Source organism: Streptomyces sp. NBC_00104, assembly GCF_045160825.1.
In the GTDB taxonomy this organism is placed as follows: domain Bacteria; phylum Actinomycetota; class Actinomycetes; order Streptomycetales; family Streptomycetaceae; genus Streptomyces.
In genome coordinates, this window is the sequence record NZ_CP108215.1 from 213,984 (window position 1) to 235,985 (window position 22,002).

Here is a 22,002-nt window from a genome sequence, read left to right on the forward strand (position 1 = left end):
TCATCCCGAATAGACGTTGAGGAGCAGGTCGGCGGGGTCGGGCAGGGGGCTCGCCTCCGCGTACGCGATGGCTTCGGCGATCTCGTCGCGCGTGCGCTGCCACACGTCGTCCAGCTCCGCGCGGGTCGCGGTACCGTCGGCGACGGCGCGAGCCTCGATCAGGTCGATGGGGTCGCGCGACTTCCACTCGGCGACCTCCTCGTCCGAGCGGTAGGGGTGCCGCAGGCCCTTGACGCCCTGGTGGTCGAAGAAGCGGTAGGTCTTGGCCTCGATCATCATCGGGCCCGCGCCGGACCGGGCCCGTTCGACGGCCTCGGTGGCGGCCCGGTGCACGGCGACCGCGTCCATGCCGTCGACGATCACGCTCGGCATGCCGTAGGCGGCGGCCCGGTCGGCGACGTCGGTGATCAGCATGTGCGCGGACTGCGGGGTGAACTCCGCGTAGCCGTTGTTCTCGCAGACGAAGACCACGGGCAGGCCGAGGATCGCGGCCATGTTGGCGCCCTCGTGCCAGGCGCCGATGTTGGTGGCGCCGTCCCCGAAGAAGGTCACCGCGATGTTGTCCTCGCCCTTGTACCGGGCGGCGAAGGCCGCGCCGACGGCGATCGGGACGCCGGCCCCGACGATGCCGTTGGCGCCGAGCATGCCGCGGGTGAGGTCGTTGATGTGCATGCTTCCGCCGCGGCCGAGGCAGGCGCCGGTGACCCGGCCGTACAGCTCGGAGTACATCTCGCGGAAGCCGACGCCCTTGGCCACGGCGTGCCCATGACCTCGGTGGGTGGAGGTGATCTGGTCGTCGTCGCGCAGGGCCGCCATCACGCCGGCGGCCACGGCTTCCTGGCCGACGTAGAGGTGCAGGAAGCCGGGGAGTTTGCCGGCCTCCATGAGCTTTCCCGCCTCGGTCTCGAAGAGCCGGATGCGCACCATGCGTTCGTGTAGGTCCCTGATGACCTGCGCGGATGCTTGGTGTGTGGTCTTCGCGGCCGACTTCCGCGGTGCTTTTTGAACCATCGTCCGCCCCTTCGCCCCGTTGCGAGGTTTCCAACCGATCGGACTTTCTGTTGCCGGTCTACAGTAACCAGCAGGGCGCACCTTACTGAAGAGGTTCTCTAATTACTATGGGCCGGGTTCAACGGGTCTCCTGGTCACCGCCTCGCCGGTCCACCAGTTCGAGGACGTTGCCCTCCGGATCCGCCCAGAAGCTGATCCGCCGGTCCCGCGCCACCACGACGATCGGGGACGACAGCGGCCGGGCACCGGCGGCCGGCAGTGCGGCGACCACCGGCACGATGTCGTCGAAGTGAAAGGTGACATAGGACAAGCCGCGGCGTGCGGCCAGCGGTACGGCCGACGGCCGCGCAGCCGCGCCCGCATCCGCATCCGCATCCGCCCGAAGTCGTATCAGCTTGATCCGGCCCCCGGACGGCACCTGAAGCCAGACGACCAGCAGGGGCCCGCCCAATCCGGCCGGGCCGCCGATCGCGTGCGGGATGTGCGAGTGGTGCACCGGGACACAGCCGAGCACCTCGCGATAGAAGCGCTCCAACACCTCCAGGTCCCGCACCACGACACCGACCTCGAAGGGCTTGGTCATCGCCACTTCTCGGGACACCCGAGCCGGCTCGGCCATCTCATCGACCACGGGACCCCTTCCACCCACTCGCCACCCGCACCCACCCTTCGGCTGGAGTCGATCCCCAGAAAGATCGACCTGAGCGGGGGTTACCCTCGCAGCAGAAAGCGAAGGTGACCTGCGGAATGCCGCACAGCCGAACTTCGGGACTTTCTATTGACACACAACACTAACTCCTGTTGTTGTGGCGGTCACAGCGGAGCTGTAGCACAGGAACCCTTCATCAGCTCGCGACTGGGAGGATTGAGGACATCGTGGTCCAGATCTCACCGGAGACCCGAGCGGCAGGCGACGAGCGCCCCTTGCCGCCCCCCGCCCCGGAATACCACTCATGGATCGGCCAGGACCGCTCCAGCGATGACGCGGGCAAGGCGATGCGGCAGGATGCGGCCGACCTTGCCGAGCGTGTCATCGAGCACTACCGGAACAACACGACCCACGAGGCCGAGGAGCAGTGGACGGAGCCCGTCGACAACTACCTCGACGTCGACCGCTGGCTGCGTGAGATGGACGCCGTCCACCGGAGCGTCCCGCTGCCGCTCGCCATGTCGTCCGAGCTCCCCAAGCCCGGGACCTACAAGGCACTGGACGTGCTCGGCACCCCCATCCTCATCACCCGGGACCGCCAGGGTGTGGTCCACGCGATGATCAACGCCTGCCGGCACCGCGGCGCCGAGCTCGTCGAGCCGGGCTGCGGCGTGGCGAAGCGGATCACCTGCCCGTACCACGCCTGGTCCTACGACCTGTCGGGGGAACTGCGCGGCGTGTACGCCGAGAAGACCTTCGGCGACGTACCACGCGAGAAGCGCAGCCTGATACAGCTCCCCGTCGGTGAGCGCGCCGGCATCGTCTTCGTATCGCTCGATCCGAACGCCGAGCACGACCTGGACGCCTGGCTGGGGGATCTGCAGCCACTGCTGGAGGGGCTCCGCTTCGCGGACTGCCACCACTACGCGACCCGAGAGCTGACCAGCCCGAACTGGAAGGTCACCCTCGACGGGTACCTGGAGACGTACCACTTCGCCTCGCTGCACACGAAGACGGTCTTCGAGACGAACTTCTCCAACATGATGGCCCACGACACCTGGGGGCCCCACCAGCGTCTCGCTGCGGCCCTGCGGCCCATCGCCGACATGGTGGACCTGCCCGCGGACAAGCGTGACCCCGGCGACATCGTCGGAGCCATCTACTGGCTCTTCCCCGGCCTGGCCATCGCCGGCACGTGGCGCAACAAGATCGCCGTCTCCATCGTGATCCCCCGGACGGCCACCGAATCGGTGACCCAGCAGATCATCCTGCTGCGCCAACCGGCCGTCACCGAGGAGGAGCGCCACGCCGCGGACCAGTTCGGCGAGTGGTTCTACGAGGTGGTCCGCGACGAGGACTACGCGACCACCTACGGAGTCCAACGGGGGCTGAAGGCCCTCGCCGGGACCGACTTCGTCTTCGGACGCAACGAACCCGGACTGCAGCACTTCCACCGCACCATCCACCGCCTCCTGGACGAAGCATCCAGATGACGAACCCTCAGAAACCGCAGGAGAACAACATGGTGGCTACGGGCAGCCTCGACGGACGTGTCGCGGTGATCACGGGCAGCACGCGCAGTATCGGCCGCGCCATCGCCGAGGCCTTCCTGGCCGACGGAGCCACGGTCGTGCTCAGCGGCCGCTCCGAGATCAAGGGCAAGCAGGCCCTGGAAGAACTCCAGGCCGGCGACAAGGCCGTCTTCCACACCTGCGACTCGAGCCGCCAGTCGGACATCGAGGCGCTGGTCGACTGGACGGTCGAGCGCTTCGGTCGACTGGACGTCATGGTCAACAACGTCGGAGGCACCGAGGGCTTCGCCCCGGTCCACGAGCTGAGCGACGAGGCGTGGCACAAGGCGCTCGACCTCAACCTCAACGCCTACTTCTACGGCACCCGCCGTGCGCTCAGGCCCATGCTGGAAGGCGGCTGGGGCCGGGTCATCAACATCTCCTCGGTCGAGGGCAAGCAGGCCAACAAACCCGCGATCAGCCACTACATCACCAACAAGCACGCCATCCACGGTCTGACCAAGGCGACCGCCTTCGAGTACGGCACCATGGGCATCACCTGCAACGCGATCTGCCCCGGCGCCGTCGACACCGACCTGATGCGGGCCGCCGGGCCGGCCGCGGCCGAGGCCGAGGGCATCTCGTACGAGGAGTGGCTGGCTCGGTTCGCCGAGCACGCCGCCACCAAGAAGATCACCACCGTGGAACAGATCGCGGGCGTCGCCTCGCTGCTCGCGAGCGACGCCGGCGCGGGCATCACGGGCACCCTGATCAGCGTCGACGGCGGAACGGCGCAGTGGTGAGCGCCGGAACGGACGGCGGGAGCCCCCTCGCCATGAAGCACTGGATCACCGACTGGCAGCGCAGCGAGCGGCTGCCCCACTACACCCGGGCCAACGCGGGCGAAACCCTGCCGGAGCCGGCCAGCCCGCTGGGCTGGACCCTGGTATGGGGGCGCGGCCTGCAGGGCTGGCGTCGCGGTTTCATCGAGTTCGGCGTCTACCGCGGGGACGAGATCAGCGGCCCTCGCCCTCCGTTCGTCGGAATCTTCGGCGGTTACTTCTACCTCAACCTGTCGCACCTGCGGCTGTTCGGCATCCGCATGGGGCAGACCGCGGACCAGATCGACACCGCCTTCGTGGGCCAGCGCTCCGACACGCCGGTGTACGTGCCGCACCCCGACGACCTGGACGCGGAGCTGACGGCCAAGGCCACAGCGACGCTGCAGGGGATGCTCGGCCAGGCCGACTACCCGGAGGGCGACGCCGACCATGAGCGGCTGCGCCGTATCAGGCGCGAGCGACCCGACCTGACGCTCCTGTCCGACGTCGAGTTGGTGGCCTACGCCCGCTCGTTGCTGGCCGACGTGGAGACGACCTTCCAACGGCATGTCGAGTCCTCGCTGCCCGCGTCCGTCGGGCCGGCGATCCTCGGACCGCTGTGCGCGAGCGTCGACCGTCCCGGCGCGATGCTCGACCTCATCGGCGGGCTGGGAGGCGTGGACTCCGCCTCTCCGTCAACCGGGCTGTGGACGCTGTCCCGCCAGGTGGTCGCCTCGGCGGAGCTGACAGCTCTGTTCGACCGGGGTCCGGCCGCGGTGCAGCAGGCCCTCGAAGGGGCGACCGGAGACGTCAAGGCGTTCCGTGACTCCTTCGACGAGTTCATCGCCGAGTCCGGCGACCGCGGCCCCAACGAGTGGGACATCCACGCGCTGTCCTGGGAGGCGGCGCCGGTCCAGGCGCTGGCTCTGGTCGATCGGATCCGGCACACCTCCGACGACAACTCTCCGGCCGCGCGTCACCGCAGGCTGACCGAGCGCCGCGAACAACTCGCGGCGGAGATCCGAGCGGCCCTCCCCGAGGACACTCGGCCGGTGTTCGACGCCGGCATGCACGCTTCCCAGGTGTGGATCCCGGCACGTGAGCGGACCAAGGCCAACTGTGTGACCGTCATCAACGAAATCCGCATGACGGTGAGGGAGCTGGGGCGCCGCGGAGTCGAGGCGGGACGCTTCGCCGAGCCCGAGGACGTGATGATGCTGCTGGAGACGGAGCTCGACGACTATGTCGCCGACCCCGGCGGCTTCGAGTCCGTCATCGCCCAGCGGCTTCAGGAATACGCCGGGCTGCGCGAGCTGGAACCGCCGTTCTTCGTCGCACAGGACGCACAGACCGAGATCGACGGCTGGCCGCGGCGCAGCGAGGATGGCGTCGCGACCGCCGCCGAGGGCGATGTGCTCACGGGCGTCGGCGGAAGCCACGGCGCCTACACCGGCAGGGTGCGGGTGGTCACCGACCCGGCCTCGTGCGAGGCGCTGGAGCCGGGCGAGGTGCTGGTGGCGCCGATCACGGACGCGGCCTGGACCCCGCTGTTCCTCGTGGCGGGAGCAGCCGTCGTGGACGTGGGCGCGCTCAACAGCCACGCCGTCGTGGTCTGCCGCGAACTCGGCATCCCGGCCGTCATCTCCGTCGAGGGCGGTACGCGGCGGCTGCGGGACGGCATGGTGATCACGGTCGACGGCGAGAAGGGCACGGTCACCGTGGACGGCGTCCCGGCGGCACTCGGCATCTGAGCAACCATGGGCCCGTCGCTCCTTCCTGACAGAGGGGCGGCGGGCCCACGGTCATGAGCCATGACCGTGGAAGGGGAAAGGACCACCGTGTCAGAGGAAATCATCGTCGCCGGCTGGATGGACTACGAGCCCGCGGACCGCGACACGATGCTCAGGCACCTCGTCGAAGTCGGGAAGCGCACCCGCGAGGAAGAGCCCGGCTGCCTGGACTACGCCATGACGGCGGACCCCACGGACGGCCGCCGGATCCGGGTGTTCGAGCGGTGGGTGTCCCAGCAGGCCCTCGACGAGCACTTCGCCACCCCGCACATCAAGGACTTCCGGACCGCCGTGGCCGGACTGACCCGGTTGGGGGTCTCCCTGCAGGCACATACGGTCGCCGCGTCGCGGCCCATGCGCTGACCGTGGTCCCGGCCCATGCGACTGGCGGGGCCCGCGTCGCGGGCGCCGCCAGTCGTCAGCCATTCAGCCATTCATTCAGTCATTCAGTCATTCAGTCATTCAGTCGGACCAGCATCTTGCCGATGTTGCCGCCCCGCAGCAGGGACAGCAGGGCTTGTGCCGCGTTGTCCAGACCGTCCACGACCGTCTCGCGCGCGGTGATCCGGCCCTCGGCGAGCCAGCCCGCGACCCGCCGTTCGAACTCCGGCCGCAGGTCGTCATGGTCGCGGACGATGAATCCGCGCAGGGTCAGCCGTTTGAGGACCGCCTGGATCAACTGGTTGAGGTCGGCGGACCGTCGGTCGCCGCCGAACTGCGACATCATGCCGCACAGGGCGACCCGGCCACCGGTGCGCAGCGCGTGCAGCGCGGCGGCGAGCTGCTCACCGCCGACGTTGTCGAAGTACACGTCGATGCCGTCGGGCGCCAGCCGGGCCAGCGCGTCCCGCACGGGCTCCGCGCGGTAGTCCGCGGCGGCGTCGTAGCCGAACTCCTTCACCAGCAGGGCGCACTTGTCCGGGCCTCCGGCGGTCCCGATGACGCGGTCCGCGCCCAGCAGACGCGCGAACTGGCCGGCCGCGGTGCCGACCGCGCCGGCCGCCGCCGACACGAGGACGGTGTCGCCCGGACGCAGTTCCGCGATCCGGGTCAGGCCCACGTACGCGGTGAACCCGGTCTGGCCGAGCAGGCCCAGCCAGGTGGGCAGCGGGGCGAGCCGGGGATCGATACGGCCTGCGCCGTCGGTGTCCGCCGCGTCGAGCACGGCCCGCTCCCGCCAGCCGAGTTGGTGGCGTACGTACGTGCCCGGCGGCACCGAGGCGCAGCGGCTCTCCTCCACGACACCGAGGGCGCGGCCGTCGAGCGGCGAGCCCGGGGTGAAGTTGTGCGTGTAGTGCTTCTCGGTGCTCTCCAGGCGCCCGCGCATCGACGGGTCGACGCTCATGTAGAGGTTGCGCACGAGCAGCTGTCCCTCGCCCAGGGGCGGCAGCGGGCGGTCCTCCACGGCGAAGTCGCCGGGGAGCGGTTCACCGTCGGGTCGGCGCACCAGACAGACCACCCGGGTGGTACGGGGCGTCACGGGGTTCACCGCTCCGGCTGCGGGGGCGTACGCCGCTGGGCGAGGCGGCCGACCCAGCCGGCCATCTGGAGGTCGGCGTGGCGCAGTTCGCCCGACTGCCACCGGGCCTGGAAGTCGAAGACGCCCTGCGCCCCTGTCCCGGGGTCGGTCACCTCGACCAGTCCGTCCTCCGTGAGCCGGTACACGTGCCCGGTGAGTGGGTGGATCACTTGCTTGGACATGGTGGCCTCACTCCTGCACTCGGCGGCGCACGCCGCGCTTGGTCACGGTCACCGGGCCGTCGACCCGGAGCCGGCAGGCGAGCCGGGTCAGGCCGTCCACCGGTCTGCGCAGGGACTCGATGCCCTCGCGTTCCAGCGGGCCCACCGGGGAACAGTTCTCGGCGCCCTCGTCGACCTGGACGAAGCAGGTACGGCAGGTGCCCCTGCCGCCGCAGACGGTGGGCCAGCGGTAGCCGAGCCGCTGGGCGGCGGTGAACAGGTCCTCGCCGTCGAGGACTTCGAGTTCGACGCCGGAGGGTCTGACCGCCACCCGGTGGGTCACTTGTTCATCCACTGGTCGAGCGTCTGGTTGAAGTGGCGGATGCGGCTCTCCTGGTAGTTGGCCAGAGTGATGCCGGGCTTGCGCATCGCCTTCAGACCCTGCTGGACGTAGGGCAGGTTCTCGCAGTCCTGGTCGAAGACCGGGCCGAGCACACCGAGTTCGGGGATGTCGGCGAAGAGCATGTCCTCGGGCACCCAGCGGATCTTCGCCGGGGGTGGCGTCTCGCCGGGCTGCTTCGGGGAGGACATGAAGATGATCTCGGCGGTGCAGGAGTCGGGGTCGAGTCCGTGGGGCCGGAACCGGTAGATGATGTTCGACTTGGCGCCGCCCCAGGGGTTGAAGTTGGGGAAGAGCAGGTAGTTGATGGCGTCCAGCAGTTCGGTGTCGGGGGTCTTGGAGAAGTCCTGCTGCGAGGTGGCCTCCAACTGCGCGCGCATCCGCTCGGCGAGGACCTGCCGGGCGGTGCCACCGGGCGGGATCGCCGGCAGTGCGTCGCCCTCCCCCATCACCAGGTCACGGCCCTGGGCGGCGGCGTAGAAGGACCGCGAGTCGTAGAACGTCTCCAGGACGTCCTCCTCCGTGACGGAGTCCGCCACGTGCGGACTGGGCGCGCCCTGGATGTTGATCATCCGGTTCCAGTTCGGCTGGTCCGCCATGACGTCGTACTGCGAGTTGGCGTCGGCGAGCCACGGCAGCATCTGCGGGTGCGTGGCGATCACGTGGAAGGACTCGATGAACGCGTCCTGGGCGACCTTCCAGTTGCAGGGCAGCACCTTGCCGATGTGCAGCGACTTGTAGCGGTTCTCCAGCGGCCAGATGTAGTAGTCGTCGAAGGTGCCGCGGTAGCTGTCGAAGGACTCGGCGTACGGGTCCATGTTGATGAAGACGAAGCCGCGCCAGGTGGCCACCTGGGCCTCGGGGAGGGCGAACTTCTCCGGGGTGACGTGGGGGAAGTCCCAGGCGCAGGGCGGGGTCCGCATCGTGCCGTCGAGGTTCCAGGCGAAGCCGTGGAACGAGCAGCGGAACTCGCTGACGTTGCCGCCGCCGGTGCGCAGTTTGCGGCCGCGGTGCAGGCAGACGTTGACGTAGGCGCGGATCTCGTCGGGGGCCGTGCGGACGACGATGAGGGAGTCGTCACCGATCTCGTAGACCTCGTGGTCGCCGACCTCGGGGATCTCGCTCTCCAGGCAGGCGAACTGCCAGACGCGCCGCCAGACCTGCCGCATCTCGCGTTCGGCCCACTCGCGGGAAGTGAAGCGGGCGGTGTCGATGTCCTCGCTGCCGAGGTAGTCGTTGCGCTCGTACCTCAGGGCGGGGGGAACGGGGCGGCTGTCCCGGTCGAGGTAGTCCTGGACGCTGGGCCCGGGGCACCGCGCCGTGGGCGGCTCCGACGTTTCGTCCATCATCTCTCCTCCGGCAGAAACTTTAGAGTGAGTGTAGTTACGGGTGGCGGCATGGAGCAACACTCATGCCGGTGGCCGACCCCTCGCGTTTTCCTCGCCCACCACGACATTCACCGCTGAGACCGGAATTTCTTACGGCGGCCCTCTCCCCAAGACCGCTGGGGCATGTCACACTCCGACCCACTTGAGGCTGTAGTTCCTCAAAAGTTTCTCCGTTCCTGGACGGTCTCCGCCGTCCCGGCCCCAGCGCCGCGGCGTCCTCGCCCCGGGGCGACACAGAATCGATCCGCCTGACCGGAGCCCGACCGCCGCGGACGCGGGAGCGACGCGGGTCGCGGCAGCGCAGGCGACACCTCTCGGGAGTACTCAACGATGAGTTCCAGACCCCGTCGCGCGGTCCGCCGTGCCCTCACCGCAACCCTCTCCGTCGCCTCACTGCTCGCCCTGGCGGCGTGCGGTACCGGCACCACTCCGGCCGCCGACTCCACGCAGGCGGCCGCACCGGGCTCCCCCGGCCTGACGGCGGCCCGCGAGGCCCTGGCGAAGTACTCCGAGCGCCCGGAGTCGATCTCCGTCACCCAGCCCGTCGGCAAGAAGATCCCCAAGGGCAAGAAGATCGACTTCATCCTCTGCGGCGTCCAGTCCTGCAAGGACCTCGCCGACTTCTTCACCGAGGCCGCCGAGGAACTCGGCTGGGAGGTGAAGCAGATCGCCACCCAGGGCACCCCGGAGTCCGTCCAGGCCGCCTACGAACAGGCCCTGCGCGACAAGCCGGACGCCGTCATCGCCTCCGGTTTCCCGCGTGCCGTCTACGCCAAGCAGCTGGCCCGGCTGAAGGCCGCCGAGATCCCCGTCATCCAGTCGAACGCCGACGACCTGCTGGGCGACGGCATCTCCCTGCTCAAGAACGGGCCGGACGACGTCGGCGTCCAGGGCGAGATGCTCGCCTCATGGGTGGTGTCGAACAGTGACGCCAAGGCGAACACGGTCTACTTCGACCTTCCGGCCTACACGATCCTCAAGCCCGTCAAGGACTCCTTCGCCGCCAAGTACAAGAAGTGGTGCGACGGTTGCGGGCTGGACAACGTCGATGTGCCGATCACCGCCGTGGGCAAGGACATGCCGGACCGCGTGGTGTCGTACCTCCGGTCGCACCCGAAGGTGACCCACGTCGTCTTCTCCCTGGGCCTGCTCAACGTGGGCGTGCCGACCGCGCTGAAGACCGCCGGCATCACCGGCAAGCACATCGTCGTCAACGTCGGTGACGCGCAGAACTACCAGTACATCCAGAGCGGTCTCACCGACGGCGCGATGGCGCTCAACTCCCACGAGACGGCCTGGCTCCAGGCCGACGCGCTGGCCCGGCACTTCACCGGCCAGCCCATGGACGTGGACCAGAAGGCCGCACTGCCCAACATGCTCGTCACCAAGGACAACCTGCCCTCGGCCGACGGCGACTTCCCGATCGTCGAGGACTACCAGGCGCAGTTCAAGGCGCTGTGGGGGCTGAGTTGACCGGCCCGGTGCTGCGGGTGGCCGCCCTGTCGAAGAGATTCGGCGGCACCCAAGCGCTCGAAGACGTCGATCTGGAGGTCGCGCCGGGCGAGATCCACGCCCTGATCGGGCCCAACGGCTCCGGCAAGTCCACCCTCATCAAGATCCTCGCCGGCTACCACCACGCGGAGCCCGGCGCCGTGGCCGAACTCGACGGTGAGCCCTTCGACCTCGGCCAGGTCACGGCTTCCCGGCACGACCGGCTCCGCTTCGTCCACCAGGAGCTGGGGCTGGTGGGCGAGTTGAGCGCCATCGACAACCTCGCGCTCAGCCACGGCTTCGCCAGAACGGCCTTCGGCAACATCCGCTGGCCGGAGATGGAGCGGCGCACGAGCGCCCTCGTCGAACGGTTCGGCCTCGGTATCGACGTACGCCGGCCGCTGGCGACGGCGACCCCCGTCCAGCGCACGGTGGTGGCCATCGCCGCCGCGCTGCAGGGCTGGGAGGGCCGGCGCGGTGTCCTGGTGCTCGACGAGCCGACCGCCGTGCTGCCGCCCGGCGAGGTGGCCCGCCTCTTCGACATCGTGCGGGAGGTCCGCGACGCGGGCGCCGGCGTCCTGTACGTCTCGCACCGGATGGACGAGATCTTCGCGCTCGCCGACCGGGTCACCGTGATCCGCGGCGGACGCCGGATCGCCACCCGCCCGGTCGCCGAGCTCACCCCGCGTGCGCTGGCGGAGCTGATGGCGGGCGAGGAGATGGAGACCGACCACCGACCACCGCCCCCTGCGAGCCGCGCCGACCCGGTGCTGGAGGTCAGGGACCTGTGGGCCGGGCCCCTGCGGGGCGTCGGGTTCGACCTGGCCGGCGGCGAGCGTCTGGGCATCACCGGCCTGGCCGGCTCCGGCCACGAGATCGTGCCGTACGCGGTGTGCGGGGCCCATGCCGGGCGGGTGAACGGCAGGCTGCGGCTGCCCCGGCGCTCCGAGCGGTGGACGCAGGCGCGCGACGCCGACGGTCTGGGCCTTCCCCTGGTTCCCGCGGACCGGGCGGGCGAGGGCGTGATCGGCGACTTCTCGGTCGGCGAGAACCTCACCCTGCCGCTCCTGGGCCGATTGCGCGCCCGTTCCGGGCGGCTGCGCCGACGCCGCGAGTCCGCCCTGGTGGAGGACTGGATCCGGCGGGTCGGTGTCCGAACGGCCGGCCGCGGGGCGCGGATCACCACGCTGAGCGGCGGCAACCAGCAGAAGGTCGTGATGGCCCGCTGTCTGGCACAGCGCCCGCCGGTGCTGGCGCTGTGCGAACCCACGGCGGGCGTGGACATCGCCACCCGTCTGCAGCTGTACGACCTGATAGAGCGGCAGGCCGACGAGGGCATGGGCGTCATCGTGTCCTCCACCGACACCCAGGACCTGCTCGCGCTGTGCACCCGCGTCCTGGTGGTGCGGGACGGCCGGATCGCACGGGAGATCAGCGGCCGGGACATCACCGAGTCCGCGCTCGTGCACGCCATGGAAGGAACCGAGTGACATGTGCCCTGGAAGGAACCGAGTGACATGACGTCCACCCCGACCCGGGCGGCGGGGCTCCCGCCGTCCGCACCGGAGAGATCCATGGTGTCCGTACCGGGGACAGCGGTCCGACGGGCGGTGGCCGCCCTGTCGTTCCGGAACATCGGCGCCGTGTACGTGTGGCTGGTCATCGTCGTGCTCTTCTCCGTGTGGGCGCCGAACACGTTCCCGACCGCCATCACGGTCAAGCAGGTACTGAACGGCAACGCCGTGGCGGGCCTGGTGGCCCTCAGCGTCGTACCGCCGCTGGCGGCACGGGTCTTCGACCTCTCGATCGCCTACACCATGTCGCTCACCAGCGTGCTGACCGCCTATTTCATGGTCTCCGCCGGGCTCGGGCCCGGCACGGCCATCGCCCTGGCGATGACCGCCGCGCTGCTGATCGGGGTCGTCAACGGCATCGTGGTGGTGGTCCTGCGCGTCGACTCGTTCATCGCCACCCTGGCCACCGGCGCGCTGATCCAGTCGCTGATCACCATGGTCACCAACGACAGCTCGATCACCGGTGTGCAGCTGCTCGCCGAGCCGTTCGCGAGCATCGCCCAGCTGGACGCGGGCGGCATCACGCTGCCGGTGCTGTATCTGCTGCTCGCCGCCGTCGCCATCTGGTTCCTGCTGGAACACACCGCCACCGGGCGCCGGTTGTACGCGACCGGCTTCAACGCGGACGCGGCCCGGCTGCAGGGGGTGCGCACGGACCGGCTGCGCTTCCTGACCCTGGTGGCCTCCGCGCTGCTCTCCGGTTTCGCCGGCGTCGTCTTCGCGTCGTCGGTCGGCTCCGGCTCGCCCACCGCGGGCACCCCGTATCTGCTGGCGGCGTACGCCGCCGCGTTCGTCGGGGCGACCCAGTTGCGGGCGGGCCGCTTCAACGCCTGGGGCACCGTCCTCGCGGTCCTGCTGCTCGGCACCGGCATCACCGGACTCGGGCTCGCCACCAGCGCGCAGTGGGCCGCGAGCCTGTTCACCGGCTCGGTCCTCATCGTGGCACTGGTCCTCACGGGTGGCCGGATCGCCCTGCCCGCCGTTCTGCGCCGCCGATCGGGGCCTCGACCGGATATCACTACGGGCAAGGAGGTCTGAGGATGAAGGCTGTTCAGTACCGGCGGGTGGGGCATGCCCCCGAGGTCGTGGAGGTGCCCGTGCCCGAGCCGGGCCCGGGTCAGGTTCTGTTGAAGGTGACGGCGGCGGGGCTCTGCCACTCCGATCTGGCGGTGATGGGCTGGCCCGAGGACCGGTTCCCCTACGCGCTGCCGATGACACTCGGTCACGAGGGCGTGGGGACCGTGGCCGCGGTGGGCGCCGGTGTCGGCGCCCTCGCGGAGGGCGAGGCGGTGGCGGTGTACGGCCCGTGGGGCTGTGGACGCTGCCACAAGTGCGCCGAGGGCAAGGAGAACTGCTGTCCGCACGCCGCCGGACTCGGCATCCTGCCGCCGGGGCTCGGCTCACCCGGCGCCCTGGCGGAGTACGTCGTGGTGAACTCGCCCCGCCACCTGGTTCCGCTGCGCGGGCTCGACCCCGTGCAGGCCGCGCCCCTCACGGATGCCGGGCTCACCCCGTATCACGCCATCCGCAGGTCGATGCCGAAGCTGCTGCCCGGCAGCACGGCGGTGGTGATCGGCGTGGGCGGCCTGGGGCATCTCGCCGTGCAGCTGCTCCGCGCTTTGACCCCGGCCCGGGTGATCGCCCTCGACGTGAGCAAGGAGAAGCTGGAGCTGGCGGCCACGGTGGGCGCGCACGAGACGCTGCTCTCCGACGGCGAGGCGGCCGCGCGGATCCGGGAACTCACCGGCGGCACGGGCGCGGAGGTCGTCCTGGACTTCGTCGGGGCCGAGGCGACCCTGGCCGTGGCCGCCGCGTCGGTGGCCGTGGAGGGCGATGTCACCGTCGTCGGCCTCGGCGGAGGCACGCTGGCCGTCGGCTTCGGGGGAGGGCTGCCCTTCGAGGTGACGGCCTCCTTCCCCTACTGGGGCAGCCGGACGGAACTCATGGACATCCTGGAGCTCGCGCGGCAGGGTCTCGTGTCCTCCCACGTCGAGACCTTCACACTGGACCAGGCACCCGAGGCGTACGAGCGTCTGCACGCCGGGGAGATCAGCGGCCGCGCGGTGGTACTGCCGCACGGCCCACTCAGCCCGTCCGGCGTTTGAGGACAAGGCCCGTCCAGGGCCGGAGCGGGGGTCTGGGGGCACAGCCCCCCGGGATGGGAACGGGTAGGGGCGGCGGGGGCGAAATCCTCCGGCCGCCCCCGCCGCGCTCAACCGCCCGCCGCCCCCCGCACACCCACCGTCCGCTCCACGCACCGCCGCAGCACCGTCAGGAACTCCGGTGTCTGCCAGGGGCCCCGGTCCACGCGCCCCGTGTCGTCCACCCCGAGGTCCTGCACGTCGTAGCGCCCCCGGCAGTGGCCGAGGGTGAAGTAGCAGACCTCGCCGGCTCCGTGCCGCTTGAGATACAGCACCGGTCGGGGCGCGTCGTCGCGGGCCGCCGTGTCCCCCTCGGCGAAACCGCGGCACGGCCCCGTGTACTCGGCGTGCAGCAGCACCTCCAGCTCCCCGTGCAGCTCGCACACGTACAGCTCGTCGGTGACCGTGAACGGTGCGATCCCGGCGACCAGCGGATGGTCGGGCCGGGTCACCAGCACCTCGTACGGCTCGATCGGCGGGTGGGCGACGAACTGGCTGCCGAGCACCTGGGCCAGCTCCCCGAGCAGCCGTGGAGTCGTGAACTCCCGCGGCCCGTCGCTCGTCGACGGCTCGATCACGGCGTTGGTGCCGTGCAGGGCGAGCCAGCGCCCGCCCCGCTCGACGAAACGGGCCAGTGCGGCCCGCTGCGCCGGGCGGGGCCGGACGTCACAGGTGTAGGTGACCAGCAGATCGGCGTTGTCGAGGGCGGCCGGGCAGTCGTAGTCCTGGTACACCGTGGTGCGCACCCGTGGATGCTCACCGAGCAGCTCCAGCAGTCGCAGCCGCGCGTGGTCGAAGTCGTGCCACCGGCCGCCGCAGACCAGTACGGCGTCCAGGCGTCCGGCCGGGCCCGCCACGGCTCAGTACTGGACGCGGGTGAGCAGCCCGCCGTCCACCACGAGGTTGACGCCGACACAGAAGGAGCCGGTCCGCCCGAGCAGGAACGCCACCGCCGCGGCCACGTCCTCCGCTGTGCCGTAGCGGCCGATCGGCAGCTTGGCGAGCACCTCCTCGTACACCTCCGGACGGCTGGTGCGGATGGTCTCCCAGGCGCCGCCGGGGAAGTCGATCGGGCCGGGCGAGACGGTGTTGACGCGGATGCCCTTCGGCGCGAGGGCGTGGGCGAGGGCCGAGGCGTGCTGGACGACGGCCGCCTTGAGCGCGGAGTACGAGTTCGCTCCGGCCGGGCGCGCGGTGTCGGAGGCGTTGGTGGTGCCGATGGCCACGACGGCGGCCCGGTCGGAGGCCTCCAGGTGCGGCAGGGCCGCCTCGACGAGTCCCGCGAACGGGATCAGGTCGCCGCGCAGGCTCGCTTCCCAGGACTCGGGGCCCTTCACATTGCCCGCCGACACGTTGGACACCAGCAGGTCGAGCCCGCCGAGTTCGGCGGCCGCCCGCTCCACGAAACCCGCGAGGGCGGCCGGGTCGGTGACGTCGACCGGTTCCGCGAACACCGTGGCCCCCTCGCCACGCAGCTCGGCGGCGGCCTTGGCGAGCCCCTCCTCGCCCCGGGCGCACAGCGCCAGCGCACAGCCCTCGGCCGCGAGGGTGGCGGCGACCGCGCGGCCGATACCCCGGCTCGCCCCCGTCACCAGTGCCTTGGCGCCTGTCAGTCCCAGATCCATCGCTGTCACTCCTTCGTGATTGCCGAAACGGTCCGTGTGTGACCGGTGAACTGTGCCGGTGGCTCAGTTACCGGGAAGCTGTGAGAAGGGCGCCCGGTCCGCCCTCGGCTCCGGCGGCAGTTTCAGTACCCGTTCGCCGATCAGGTTGCGCTGGATCTGATCGGTGCCTCCGGCCAGCCGGTAGCCGGGGGCGCCGAGCAGATGCTGCGTCCAGGCGAACGTGCCCGGTTCCCCGGTGTCGGCGGTGATCCGCGCCCCCATCAGTTCGGCGGCCACCTGCCCCGTGCGGGTGAGCAGGTCGGAGGCCATGAGTTTGGTCAGCGACGCCTCCGGTCCCGGCCGGCCACCGGCGGCGCTCGTCCTGGCCACGCGGTCCACGGTGGCCGCGCGCAGGGCGGCCCGCACATACAGGTCGGCGAGGCGCTGGCGGACCAGCGGGTCCGAGGTGCGGCCGAGGGAGCGGGCGAGTGCCAGGACGTCGGAGAAGGTGCCGCCCTTGCGGCGGTTGCCGCTGCCGGACGCGGTCCGTTCGAAGGCGAGGGTGGTGGTGGCGACCTCCCAGCCCTGGCCCGGGCGTCCGAGCCGAAGCCCGTCCGGGACGCGTACGCCGCTGAGGAACACCTCGTTGAAGGAGGCGCCGCCGCTCATCTGCCGGATGGGGCGCGTCTCCACCCCGGGGGCGTCCATCGGCACCAGGAAGGCGGTGATGCCGGCCTGTTTGACGACGTCCGGGTCGGTGCGGGCGAGCAGCAGCCCGTAGTCGGCGAACTGGGCGCCCGAGGTCCACACCTTCTGGCCGTCGATCACCCAGTGGTCACCGTCCCGCCGGGCGCGGGTGCGCAGGGCCGCGAGGTCGGATCCGGCACCGGGTTCGCTGAAGAGCTGGCAGGCCAGCAGGTCGGTGCGCAGGAAGGCGCGTGCGTGCTCGTGGAGCTGCTCGGGCGTACCGAAGAGGGAGACGGCCATCGCGACCAGGCGCACGGTGACGCTGATCAGCTCGGTGGACGGCGGCACCTCGTACGCGGACTCCTCTTCGGCGAAGGCCGCCACATGGGCGGCGGTCAGGCCCGCACCCCCCTTGTCCACGGGGAGGGTCAGCGCCTGGTAGCCGGCGTCGAAGCGGGCTCGCTGATAGGCGCGGCAGCGCTCCAGCAGCAGGCGTTCCTCGTCCTCGGGGAGGTTGTGGAACACGGCGAGGTCGGCGTCCTGGTCGGGTTCCGGCGGCCGCGCCGGTTCGAGCACGGTGGCCAGCCACTGCCGGACCTGTGTGCGCCATGCGTCCGGATCGGGCTGCGACATGGCTCCTCCTCGGGGCACTTACCAGACGGAAGATTCAGTAACGGGTAACAGAGAGGGCGTCCACCCGACCCCTTGAGCGTGCGGGAATGGCTTCTCTCGGGACCAGAGTGTTCCGTACTTTCTTGATAAACGCTACAGTCTCCGCATCCCCTCTCCCCTCGAATCGGGAGAGGCCCCAGGAGCCGCCGGAGGAGCCATGTCGCTGCTGCCACTCGACCGTCGCGCCCAGGAGACACCCGATGAGCCCGCCCTGGTGGACGACCTGGCCGTGCTGTCCTGGTCCGGCCTCGCCGACCAGGTGGCACGGGCGGCGGCGCGGCTGCTGGAGTTCGCTCCGGGTCCCGACGACCGTGTCGCCGTCCTCGGCGACAACGCGATCCCCACGCTGGTGGCCCATCTGGCAGGCCTGCGTGCCGGAGTGGGGACCGTGGCCACGGCCCGGAACCTCACGTCCGGCGAGCTCGTCGACCAGATCATCGACGCGGGCGTGACCGGGATCGTCGCCGGCCCCGTCGGCGCGGGTGCCGCCCTCGACGCGGCCCGGGAACTGGGCCTGCCGCTGGTCATGCACGGAACCCCGGCGATCGGGCACGCCTTCGACTGGGACCTGTGGCTGGCGGCGGCGCCCGCCGGGCGCACCGTCCCGACGGACCGGCCCGCCCGGCCTCCGCTCGTCTACACCTCGGGAACCACCGGACGGGCGCGTGGCACCGAGGTGCGCTGGGTGAGCGGACCGGTCGCCGACAGCTCCGCCTACCTCACCGCGATGTCCGCCCGGCCCGGATTCCCGCCGGGACCGCACCTGGTGTGCGGCCCCCTGCAGCACAACGCGCCACTGACCTCGCTGCGACACCTGGCGGCCGGTCAGCCGGTGGTCGTCCTCGGCAGATACGACGCGGAGACGTTCCTCAGCCGGGTGGAGAGGTGGCGGGTGTCCTCGACGGTGATGGTGCCCACCCACTTCCAACGGCTGCTCGCCCTGCCGGAGGACGTCCGCGCCCGGTACGACGTCTCCAGCCTGCGGCAGGTCTCGCACACGGGCTCCGCGTGTCCGCCGGACGTGAAGCGGGCCATGATCGACTGGTTCGGTCCGGTGCTGACCGAGTCGTACGGCGCCAGCGAGGCGGGAACCGTGGCCCGCATCAGCAGCGACGAGTGGCTGGCGCACCCGGGCTCGGTCGGACGCGCCAGGCCCCCGTTCGAGGTCCTGGTCACCGACGACGACGGCCGGCGACTGCCGCGAGGCGAACGCGGGCTGCTGGCCTTCCGGGCACCCGACGACCAGGGCGTCCGCTACCACGCTGATCCGGACAAGACCAAGGCCGCCTATGTCGCCCCCGGCGTCTTCACGCTCGGCGACATCGGCTACGTCGACGCGGACGGCTACATCTTCATCACCGACCGGGCCGCGGACGTCGTGGTCTCCGGCGGCGTCAACCTCTACCCGGCCGAGAGCGAGGCCGTACTGCGGCAGCACCCGGTGGTCGCCGAGGTCGCGGTCATCGGCGTGCCCGACCCGGACTTCGGCGAGTCGCTGCGGGCTCTGGTCGTGGTGACGGGGGACGAGCCGCCGGCCGATGAGCTGGACGGGTTCTGCCGCGAGCGCCTCGCCACCCACAAGTGCCCGAAGTCGTACGAGTTCGTTCCCGAGCTGACGCGCAACGCGATGGGCAAGCTCGACAAGCGCGCGATGCGCCGCCCCTACTGGAGCTCGGAGCGGACCATCGCCGGCTGAGCCGATCCGCCCGCCCCTTCCGCCTTTCCCGCCTTCCCGCGTACGAAGGATCACCCATGACCGAACTCCTCCTCATCCGGCACGGCCTCCCCCTGGCGGGCGTGTTCGACCCGGGGCTGTCGCCGGAGGGCACCGCTCAGGCCGAGCGCCTCGCCGCCTGGCTCGTGCACGAAGCCGTCGACGCGCTGTACGTGAGCCCGTTCCGGCGTGCCCGCGAGACGGCGGCGCCCCTGGAACGGCTCACGGGCATGACGGCCACCGTCCTCGACGACCTGCGCGAGTGGGACACCGACGTGTCCCAGCCCTATACCCCACCGGAGCAGATCGGCACGGACGATCCGCGGGCGGTGGCGCTCGCCGAGGGGCGCTACGAGGACTTCGTACCCGATCTGGACTGGGACGCCTTTCGCGCGCGAGCCGTGCGGGCCATGGACACCATCCTCGACGCCCATCCCGGCGGGCGGGTCGCGGCCGTGTGCCACGGCGGCATCACCAACACCTATCTGGCGACGGTGCTCGGCCTGCCCTCGATGTTCTGGTTCCACCCCGACTACACGTCCGTCAGCCGGGTGCGGCGCATGCCCGGCGGCCGGATCGTTCCGCACTCGGTGAACGAGTCGGCCCACATGATCGCCGAACGCGCCGTCGGCGCGGTCGCCTGACCTCGTCCCACTCCCCAGGAGGTCCCGGCCATGCCCGGATCCGTCATCGTCGCCGGAGCGCGAACTCCCCTCGGCAGGCTGATGGGTGCCCTGAGCACCGCGTCCGCGGTCGACCTCGGCGCCCACGCCATCGGCGCGGCACTGGCCGCCGTCCGCCTCGACCCGGCGGCCGTGGAAGCCGTCGTCATGGGCCATGTCGTCCAGGCGGGGGCCGGCCCCAACTCGGCGCGGCAGGCCGCGATCCGCGCCGGCGTTCCGTTCTCCGTCCCCGCGAGCACCGTCAACAAGCTCTGTCTGTCCGGTCTGCACGCCATCGCCCTGGCCGACCTCATGATCACCTCCGGCCGTCACGAGGTGGTGGTCGCGGGTGGCATGGAGTCCATGTCGGGCGCCCCGCACCTGCTGCGCGGGGCTCGCAGCGGCTGGAGGTACGGTGCGGCCGCGGCGGAGGACGCCCTCGACCGCGACGCCCTCGTCTGCGCGTTCGACGGCGTCTCCATGGGCGCGGCCACCGAGCGCCACCAGCGGCCGTTCGGCCTGACCCGCGAGGAACAGGACGAGTACAGCGCGCTGTCCCACCAAAGGGCCGCCCGCGCCCAGGAGTCGGGCGCGTTGGCCGAGGAGATCGCCCCCTTCACCGTGGCCGGACGCCGGGGCGAGACGGTCGTGGACACCGACGAGGGGGTACGACCGGGAAGCACCGCCGAGAGCCTGGGCCGCCTGAAGCCGGCCTTCTCCGGCACGGGCACCATCACCGCGGGCAACTCCTCACAGCTCTCGGACGGTGCCGCGGCCGTCGTCGTGATGAGCGCGGAACGCGCCCGACGCGAGGGCCTGACCCCGCTCGCCGAGATCGGCGCCTACGGCACGGTCGCGGGCCCCGACCCCTCACTGCTCGTCCAGCCGGCCGGCGCGGTCCGCGACGCCCTGTCCCGGGACGGCCGGCTGAAGGCCGGCGACCTGGACCTGTTCGAGATCAACGAGGCGTTCGCCGGAGTGGCCCTGGCATCCGTGCGGGAGCTGGACATCCCGCTGGACAGGGTGAACGTCAACGGCGGAGCGATCGCGCTCGGACACCCGGTCGGCATGACCGGAACCAGACTGGTGCTGACTCTCGCGGCGGAACTGCGGCGGCGGGGCGGCGGCAGCGGAGCTGCGGCCCTGTGCGGGGGCGGCGGCCAGGGCGACGCGCTGCTGCTGCATGTGCCGACACAGGCCTGAACCCCGGAGCCGACCACCATGAACTACCAACCACCCCCGGTCGACACGACCCTTGTCGTCGCGACCCGTACGCTCGCCGCCGAAGGCGTCGTCTCCCTCTCCCTGCGCCGCCCCGACGGCGGGACACTCCCCGCCTGGGCACCGGGCGCCCACATCGACGTACTCCTGGACAGCGGTGACGGCGACGGCATTCTGATCCGTCAGTACTCCCTGTGCGGGGATCCGGCCGACCGCGAGGCCTGGCGGATCGCCGTGCTGCGCGAGCCGCGGGGACGCGGCGGCTCCGCGTACGTCCACGACCGTCTGCGCGAAGGCACCACCGTGCGGGTCCGGGGACCGCGGAACAACTTCCCGCTGCGACCCGCCGCCCGCCATCTGTTCATCGCCGGCGGCATCGGCATCACACCCATCCTTCCCATGGTCGAGGCCGCCGAGGCCGCGGGAGCCGACTGGCGTCTGCTGTACGGCGGGCGCACCCGTACCTCCATGGCGTTCCTGGACCGCCTCGCCCGGCACGGGGACCGGGTACTCGTCCGTCCGCAGGACGAGTACGGCCTGCTGGACCTCGCCGCCCACCTCGGCGTCCCCGAAGAGGGCACCCTGGTGCACGCCTGCGGTCCCGAACCCCTGTTGCGGGCGGTGCAGGAGCAGTGCGCGGGCTGGCCCCCCGGCACGCTGGGGGTCGAACGGTTCGCCCCGGTACGGACGGCCGAGACCGGCCCGGCCGAGGCGTTCGAGCTGGAGCTCGCCCGTTCCGGGCTCACCCTCACCGTGCCGCCGGACCGTTCGGTGCTCGAAACCGTGGAGGCGGCCGGTGTCGCGGTGGTCTTCTCCTGCCGGGAAGGCACATGCGGCACGTGTGAGACCGACGTCCTCGACGGCCGGCCCGACCACCGCGACTCGCTGCTGACCGAGGACGAGCGGGCCGCCGGCGACACCATGCTCATCTGCGTCTCCCGCTCGTGCGGGCCACGCCTGGTCCTGGACCTGTGACGGCGATCACT

Annotated in this window: 21 protein-coding genes; 12 read left to right on the forward strand and 9 right to left on the reverse strand. The window is 71.1% G+C overall.

Annotated features, from left to right (window positions below; genetic code table 11):
• Together OG272_RS00770 and OG272_RS00775 are read right to left on the reverse strand one after the other, a co-directional pair.
• The gene (locus tag OG272_RS00770; protein WP_327731980.1) at positions 1 to 927 is read right to left on the reverse strand and encodes a thiamine pyrophosphate-dependent dehydrogenase E1 component subunit alpha; all 927 of its coding nucleotides are present in this window, start codon (positions 925 to 927) and stop codon (positions 1 to 3) included.
• Positions 928 to 1,129: 202 nt separating this feature from the next.
• Positions 1,130 to 1,594, reverse strand: a complete 465-nt coding sequence (locus tag OG272_RS00775; protein ID WP_405892158.1) for a VOC family protein — start codon at positions 1,592 to 1,594, stop codon at positions 1,130 to 1,132.
• 293 nt (positions 1,595 to 1,887) lie between these two features.
• On the opposite strand from OG272_RS00775, the gene OG272_RS00780 reads away from it, so the two are divergent.
• From OG272_RS00780 to OG272_RS00795, 4 genes are all read left to right on the forward strand, one after another.
• The gene (locus OG272_RS00780) at positions 1,888 to 3,153 is read left to right on the forward strand and encodes an aromatic ring-hydroxylating dioxygenase subunit alpha (RefSeq protein WP_326573215.1); all 1,266 of its coding nucleotides are present in this window, start codon (positions 1,888 to 1,890) and stop codon (positions 3,151 to 3,153) included.
• Entirely contained in the window at positions 3,150 to 3,974 is an 825-nt protein-coding gene (locus OG272_RS00785; RefSeq protein ID WP_326573217.1) for an SDR family NAD(P)-dependent oxidoreductase, read from the forward strand. Before OG272_RS00780 ends, OG272_RS00785 begins: the two co-directional genes overlap by 4 nt.
• Positions 3,975 to 4,006: 32 nt before the next feature.
• A complete protein-coding gene (locus OG272_RS00790; RefSeq protein ID WP_405892159.1) occupies positions 4,007 to 5,743 on the forward strand; it encodes a PEP-utilizing enzyme in 1,737 nt (578 codons plus the stop codon).
• Between the two features lie 87 nt (positions 5,744 to 5,830).
• Complete coding sequence (locus tag OG272_RS00795) at positions 5,831 to 6,145, forward strand: putative quinol monooxygenase (protein ID WP_257561681.1); 315 nt, start codon at positions 5,831 to 5,833, stop codon at positions 6,143 to 6,145.
• Between the two features lie 91 nt (positions 6,146 to 6,236).
• Here OG272_RS00795 and OG272_RS00800 read toward each other — a convergent pair whose 3' ends face one another.
• The 4 genes from OG272_RS00800 to OG272_RS00815 are packed head-to-tail and all read right to left on the reverse strand — an operon-like array spanning position 6,237 to position 9,211.
• A complete protein-coding gene (locus tag OG272_RS00800; protein WP_327731973.1) occupies positions 6,237 to 7,262 on the reverse strand; it encodes an NADP-dependent oxidoreductase in 1,026 nt (341 codons plus the stop codon).
• 5 nt (positions 7,263 to 7,267) lie between these two features.
• Positions 7,268 to 7,483, reverse strand: a complete 216-nt coding sequence (locus OG272_RS00805; protein WP_326573225.1) for a transposase — start codon at positions 7,481 to 7,483, stop codon at positions 7,268 to 7,270.
• 7 nt (positions 7,484 to 7,490) lie between these two features.
• Positions 7,491 to 7,817: a 2Fe-2S iron-sulfur cluster-binding protein gene (locus OG272_RS00810; protein WP_326573226.1), complete on the reverse strand. Its 327-nt coding sequence runs from the start codon at positions 7,815 to 7,817 to the stop codon at positions 7,491 to 7,493.
• Positions 7,802 to 9,211, reverse strand: a complete 1,410-nt coding sequence (locus tag OG272_RS00815; protein ID WP_326573228.1) for an aromatic ring-hydroxylating dioxygenase subunit alpha — start codon at positions 9,209 to 9,211, stop codon at positions 7,802 to 7,804. Before OG272_RS00815 ends, OG272_RS00810 begins: the two co-directional genes overlap by 16 nt.
• 369 nt (positions 9,212 to 9,580) lie before the next feature.
• On the opposite strand from OG272_RS00815, the gene OG272_RS00820 reads away from it, so the two are divergent.
• From OG272_RS00820 to OG272_RS00835, 4 genes are read left to right on the forward strand one after another with little or no spacing between them, the layout of a single operon-like run.
• Entirely contained in the window at positions 9,581 to 10,723 is a 1,143-nt protein-coding gene (locus tag OG272_RS00820; protein WP_327731971.1) for a substrate-binding domain-containing protein, read from the forward strand.
• Positions 10,708 to 12,231 carry a sugar ABC transporter ATP-binding protein gene (locus OG272_RS00825; protein WP_327731970.1) on the forward strand — a complete coding sequence of 508 codons (1,524 nt, stop codon included), beginning with the start codon at positions 10,708 to 10,710 and terminating at the stop codon, positions 12,229 to 12,231. The genes OG272_RS00820 and OG272_RS00825 overlap by 16 nt, the downstream gene beginning before the upstream one ends.
• 27 nt (positions 12,232 to 12,258) lie before the next feature.
• Positions 12,259 to 13,353: an ABC transporter permease gene (locus tag OG272_RS00830; protein ID WP_405892160.1), complete on the forward strand. Its 1,095-nt coding sequence runs from the start codon at positions 12,259 to 12,261 to the stop codon at positions 13,351 to 13,353.
• A gap of 2 nt (positions 13,354 to 13,355) precedes the next feature.
• Complete coding sequence (locus OG272_RS00835; RefSeq protein ID WP_405892161.1) at positions 13,356 to 14,420, forward strand: NAD(P)-dependent alcohol dehydrogenase; 1,065 nt, start codon at positions 13,356 to 13,358, stop codon at positions 14,418 to 14,420.
• A 107-nt stretch (positions 14,421 to 14,527) separates the two neighbouring features.
• Here OG272_RS00835 and OG272_RS00840 read toward each other — a convergent pair whose 3' ends face one another.
• From OG272_RS00840 to OG272_RS00850, 3 genes are all read right to left on the reverse strand, one after another.
• Positions 14,528 to 15,313 (reverse strand): ThuA domain-containing protein, encoded by a 786-nt coding sequence (locus OG272_RS00840; protein WP_326573237.1) that lies wholly within the window; start codon positions 15,311 to 15,313, stop codon positions 14,528 to 14,530.
• A gap of 3 nt (positions 15,314 to 15,316) precedes the next feature.
• Positions 15,317 to 16,081: an SDR family oxidoreductase gene (locus OG272_RS00845; protein ID WP_326573239.1), complete on the reverse strand. Its 765-nt coding sequence runs from the start codon at positions 16,079 to 16,081 to the stop codon at positions 15,317 to 15,319.
• Between the two features lie 63 nt (positions 16,082 to 16,144).
• The gene (locus OG272_RS00850; RefSeq protein WP_327731965.1) at positions 16,145 to 17,380 is read right to left on the reverse strand and encodes an acyl-CoA dehydrogenase family protein; all 1,236 of its coding nucleotides are present in this window, start codon (positions 17,378 to 17,380) and stop codon (positions 16,145 to 16,147) included.
• Positions 17,381 to 17,576: 196 nt separating this feature from the next.
• On the opposite strand from OG272_RS00850, the gene OG272_RS00855 reads away from it, so the two are divergent.
• The 4 genes from OG272_RS00855 to OG272_RS00870 are packed head-to-tail and all read left to right on the forward strand — an operon-like array spanning position 17,577 to position 21,991.
• Positions 17,577 to 19,115 (forward strand): AMP-binding protein, encoded by a 1,539-nt coding sequence (locus OG272_RS00855; RefSeq protein WP_327731963.1) that lies wholly within the window; start codon positions 17,577 to 17,579, stop codon positions 19,113 to 19,115.
• Between the two features lie 56 nt (positions 19,116 to 19,171).
• Positions 19,172 to 19,777 (forward strand): histidine phosphatase family protein, encoded by a 606-nt coding sequence (locus OG272_RS00860; protein WP_326573242.1) that lies wholly within the window; start codon positions 19,172 to 19,174, stop codon positions 19,775 to 19,777.
• A gap of 30 nt (positions 19,778 to 19,807) precedes the next feature.
• The gene (locus OG272_RS00865) at positions 19,808 to 20,998 is read left to right on the forward strand and encodes an acetyl-CoA C-acyltransferase (protein ID WP_405892164.1); all 1,191 of its coding nucleotides are present in this window, start codon (positions 19,808 to 19,810) and stop codon (positions 20,996 to 20,998) included.
• An 18-nt stretch (positions 20,999 to 21,016) separates the two neighbouring features.
• On the forward strand, positions 21,017 to 21,991 hold the full coding sequence (locus OG272_RS00870; RefSeq protein WP_327731961.1) for a PDR/VanB family oxidoreductase: 975 nt from the start codon (positions 21,017 to 21,019) through the stop codon (positions 21,989 to 21,991).
• Positions 21,992 to 22,002 lie beyond the last annotated feature (11 nt).

Excerpts from the sequence above, each read along its gene's own strand:
- OG272_RS00775 (WP_405892158.1), bottom strand. The coding sequence starts at position 1,594 with ATGACCAAGCCCTTCGAGGTCGGTGTCGTGGTGCGGGACCTGGAGGTG.
- OG272_RS00855 (WP_327731963.1), top strand. The coding sequence starts at position 17,577 with ATGTCGCTGCTGCCACTCGACCGTCGCGCCCAGGAGACACCCGATGAG.
- OG272_RS00845 (WP_326573239.1), bottom strand. The coding sequence starts at position 16,081 with ATGGATCTGGGACTGACAGGCGCCAAGGCACTGGTGACGGGGGCGAGC.
- OG272_RS00770 (WP_327731980.1), bottom strand. The coding sequence starts at position 927 with ATGGTGCGCATCCGGCTCTTCGAGACCGAGGCGGGAAAGCTCATGGAG.
- OG272_RS00865 (WP_405892164.1), top strand. The coding sequence starts at position 19,808 with ATGCCCGGATCCGTCATCGTCGCCGGAGCGCGAACTCCCCTCGGCAGG.
- OG272_RS00820 (WP_327731971.1), top strand. The coding sequence starts at position 9,581 with ATGAGTTCCAGACCCCGTCGCGCGGTCCGCCGTGCCCTCACCGCAACC.
- OG272_RS00835 (WP_405892161.1), top strand. The coding sequence starts at position 13,356 with ATGAAGGCTGTTCAGTACCGGCGGGTGGGGCATGCCCCCGAGGTCGTG.
- OG272_RS00805 (WP_326573225.1), bottom strand. The coding sequence starts at position 7,483 with ATGTCCAAGCAAGTGATCCACCCACTCACCGGGCACGTGTACCGGCTC.
- OG272_RS00850 (WP_327731965.1), bottom strand. The coding sequence starts at position 17,380 with ATGTCGCAGCCCGATCCGGACGCATGGCGCACACAGGTCCGGCAGTGG.
- OG272_RS00870 (WP_327731961.1), top strand. The coding sequence starts at position 21,017 with ATGAACTACCAACCACCCCCGGTCGACACGACCCTTGTCGTCGCGACC.
- OG272_RS00790 (WP_405892159.1), top strand. The coding sequence starts at position 4,007 with ATGAAGCACTGGATCACCGACTGGCAGCGCAGCGAGCGGCTGCCCCAC.
- OG272_RS00815 (WP_326573228.1), bottom strand. The coding sequence starts at position 9,211 with ATGATGGACGAAACGTCGGAGCCGCCCACGGCGCGGTGCCCCGGGCCC.
- OG272_RS00860 (WP_326573242.1), top strand. The coding sequence starts at position 19,172 with ATGACCGAACTCCTCCTCATCCGGCACGGCCTCCCCCTGGCGGGCGTG.
- OG272_RS00830 (WP_405892160.1), top strand. The coding sequence starts at position 12,259 with ATGACGTCCACCCCGACCCGGGCGGCGGGGCTCCCGCCGTCCGCACCG.
- OG272_RS00785 (WP_326573217.1), top strand. The coding sequence starts at position 3,150 with ATGACGAACCCTCAGAAACCGCAGGAGAACAACATGGTGGCTACGGGC.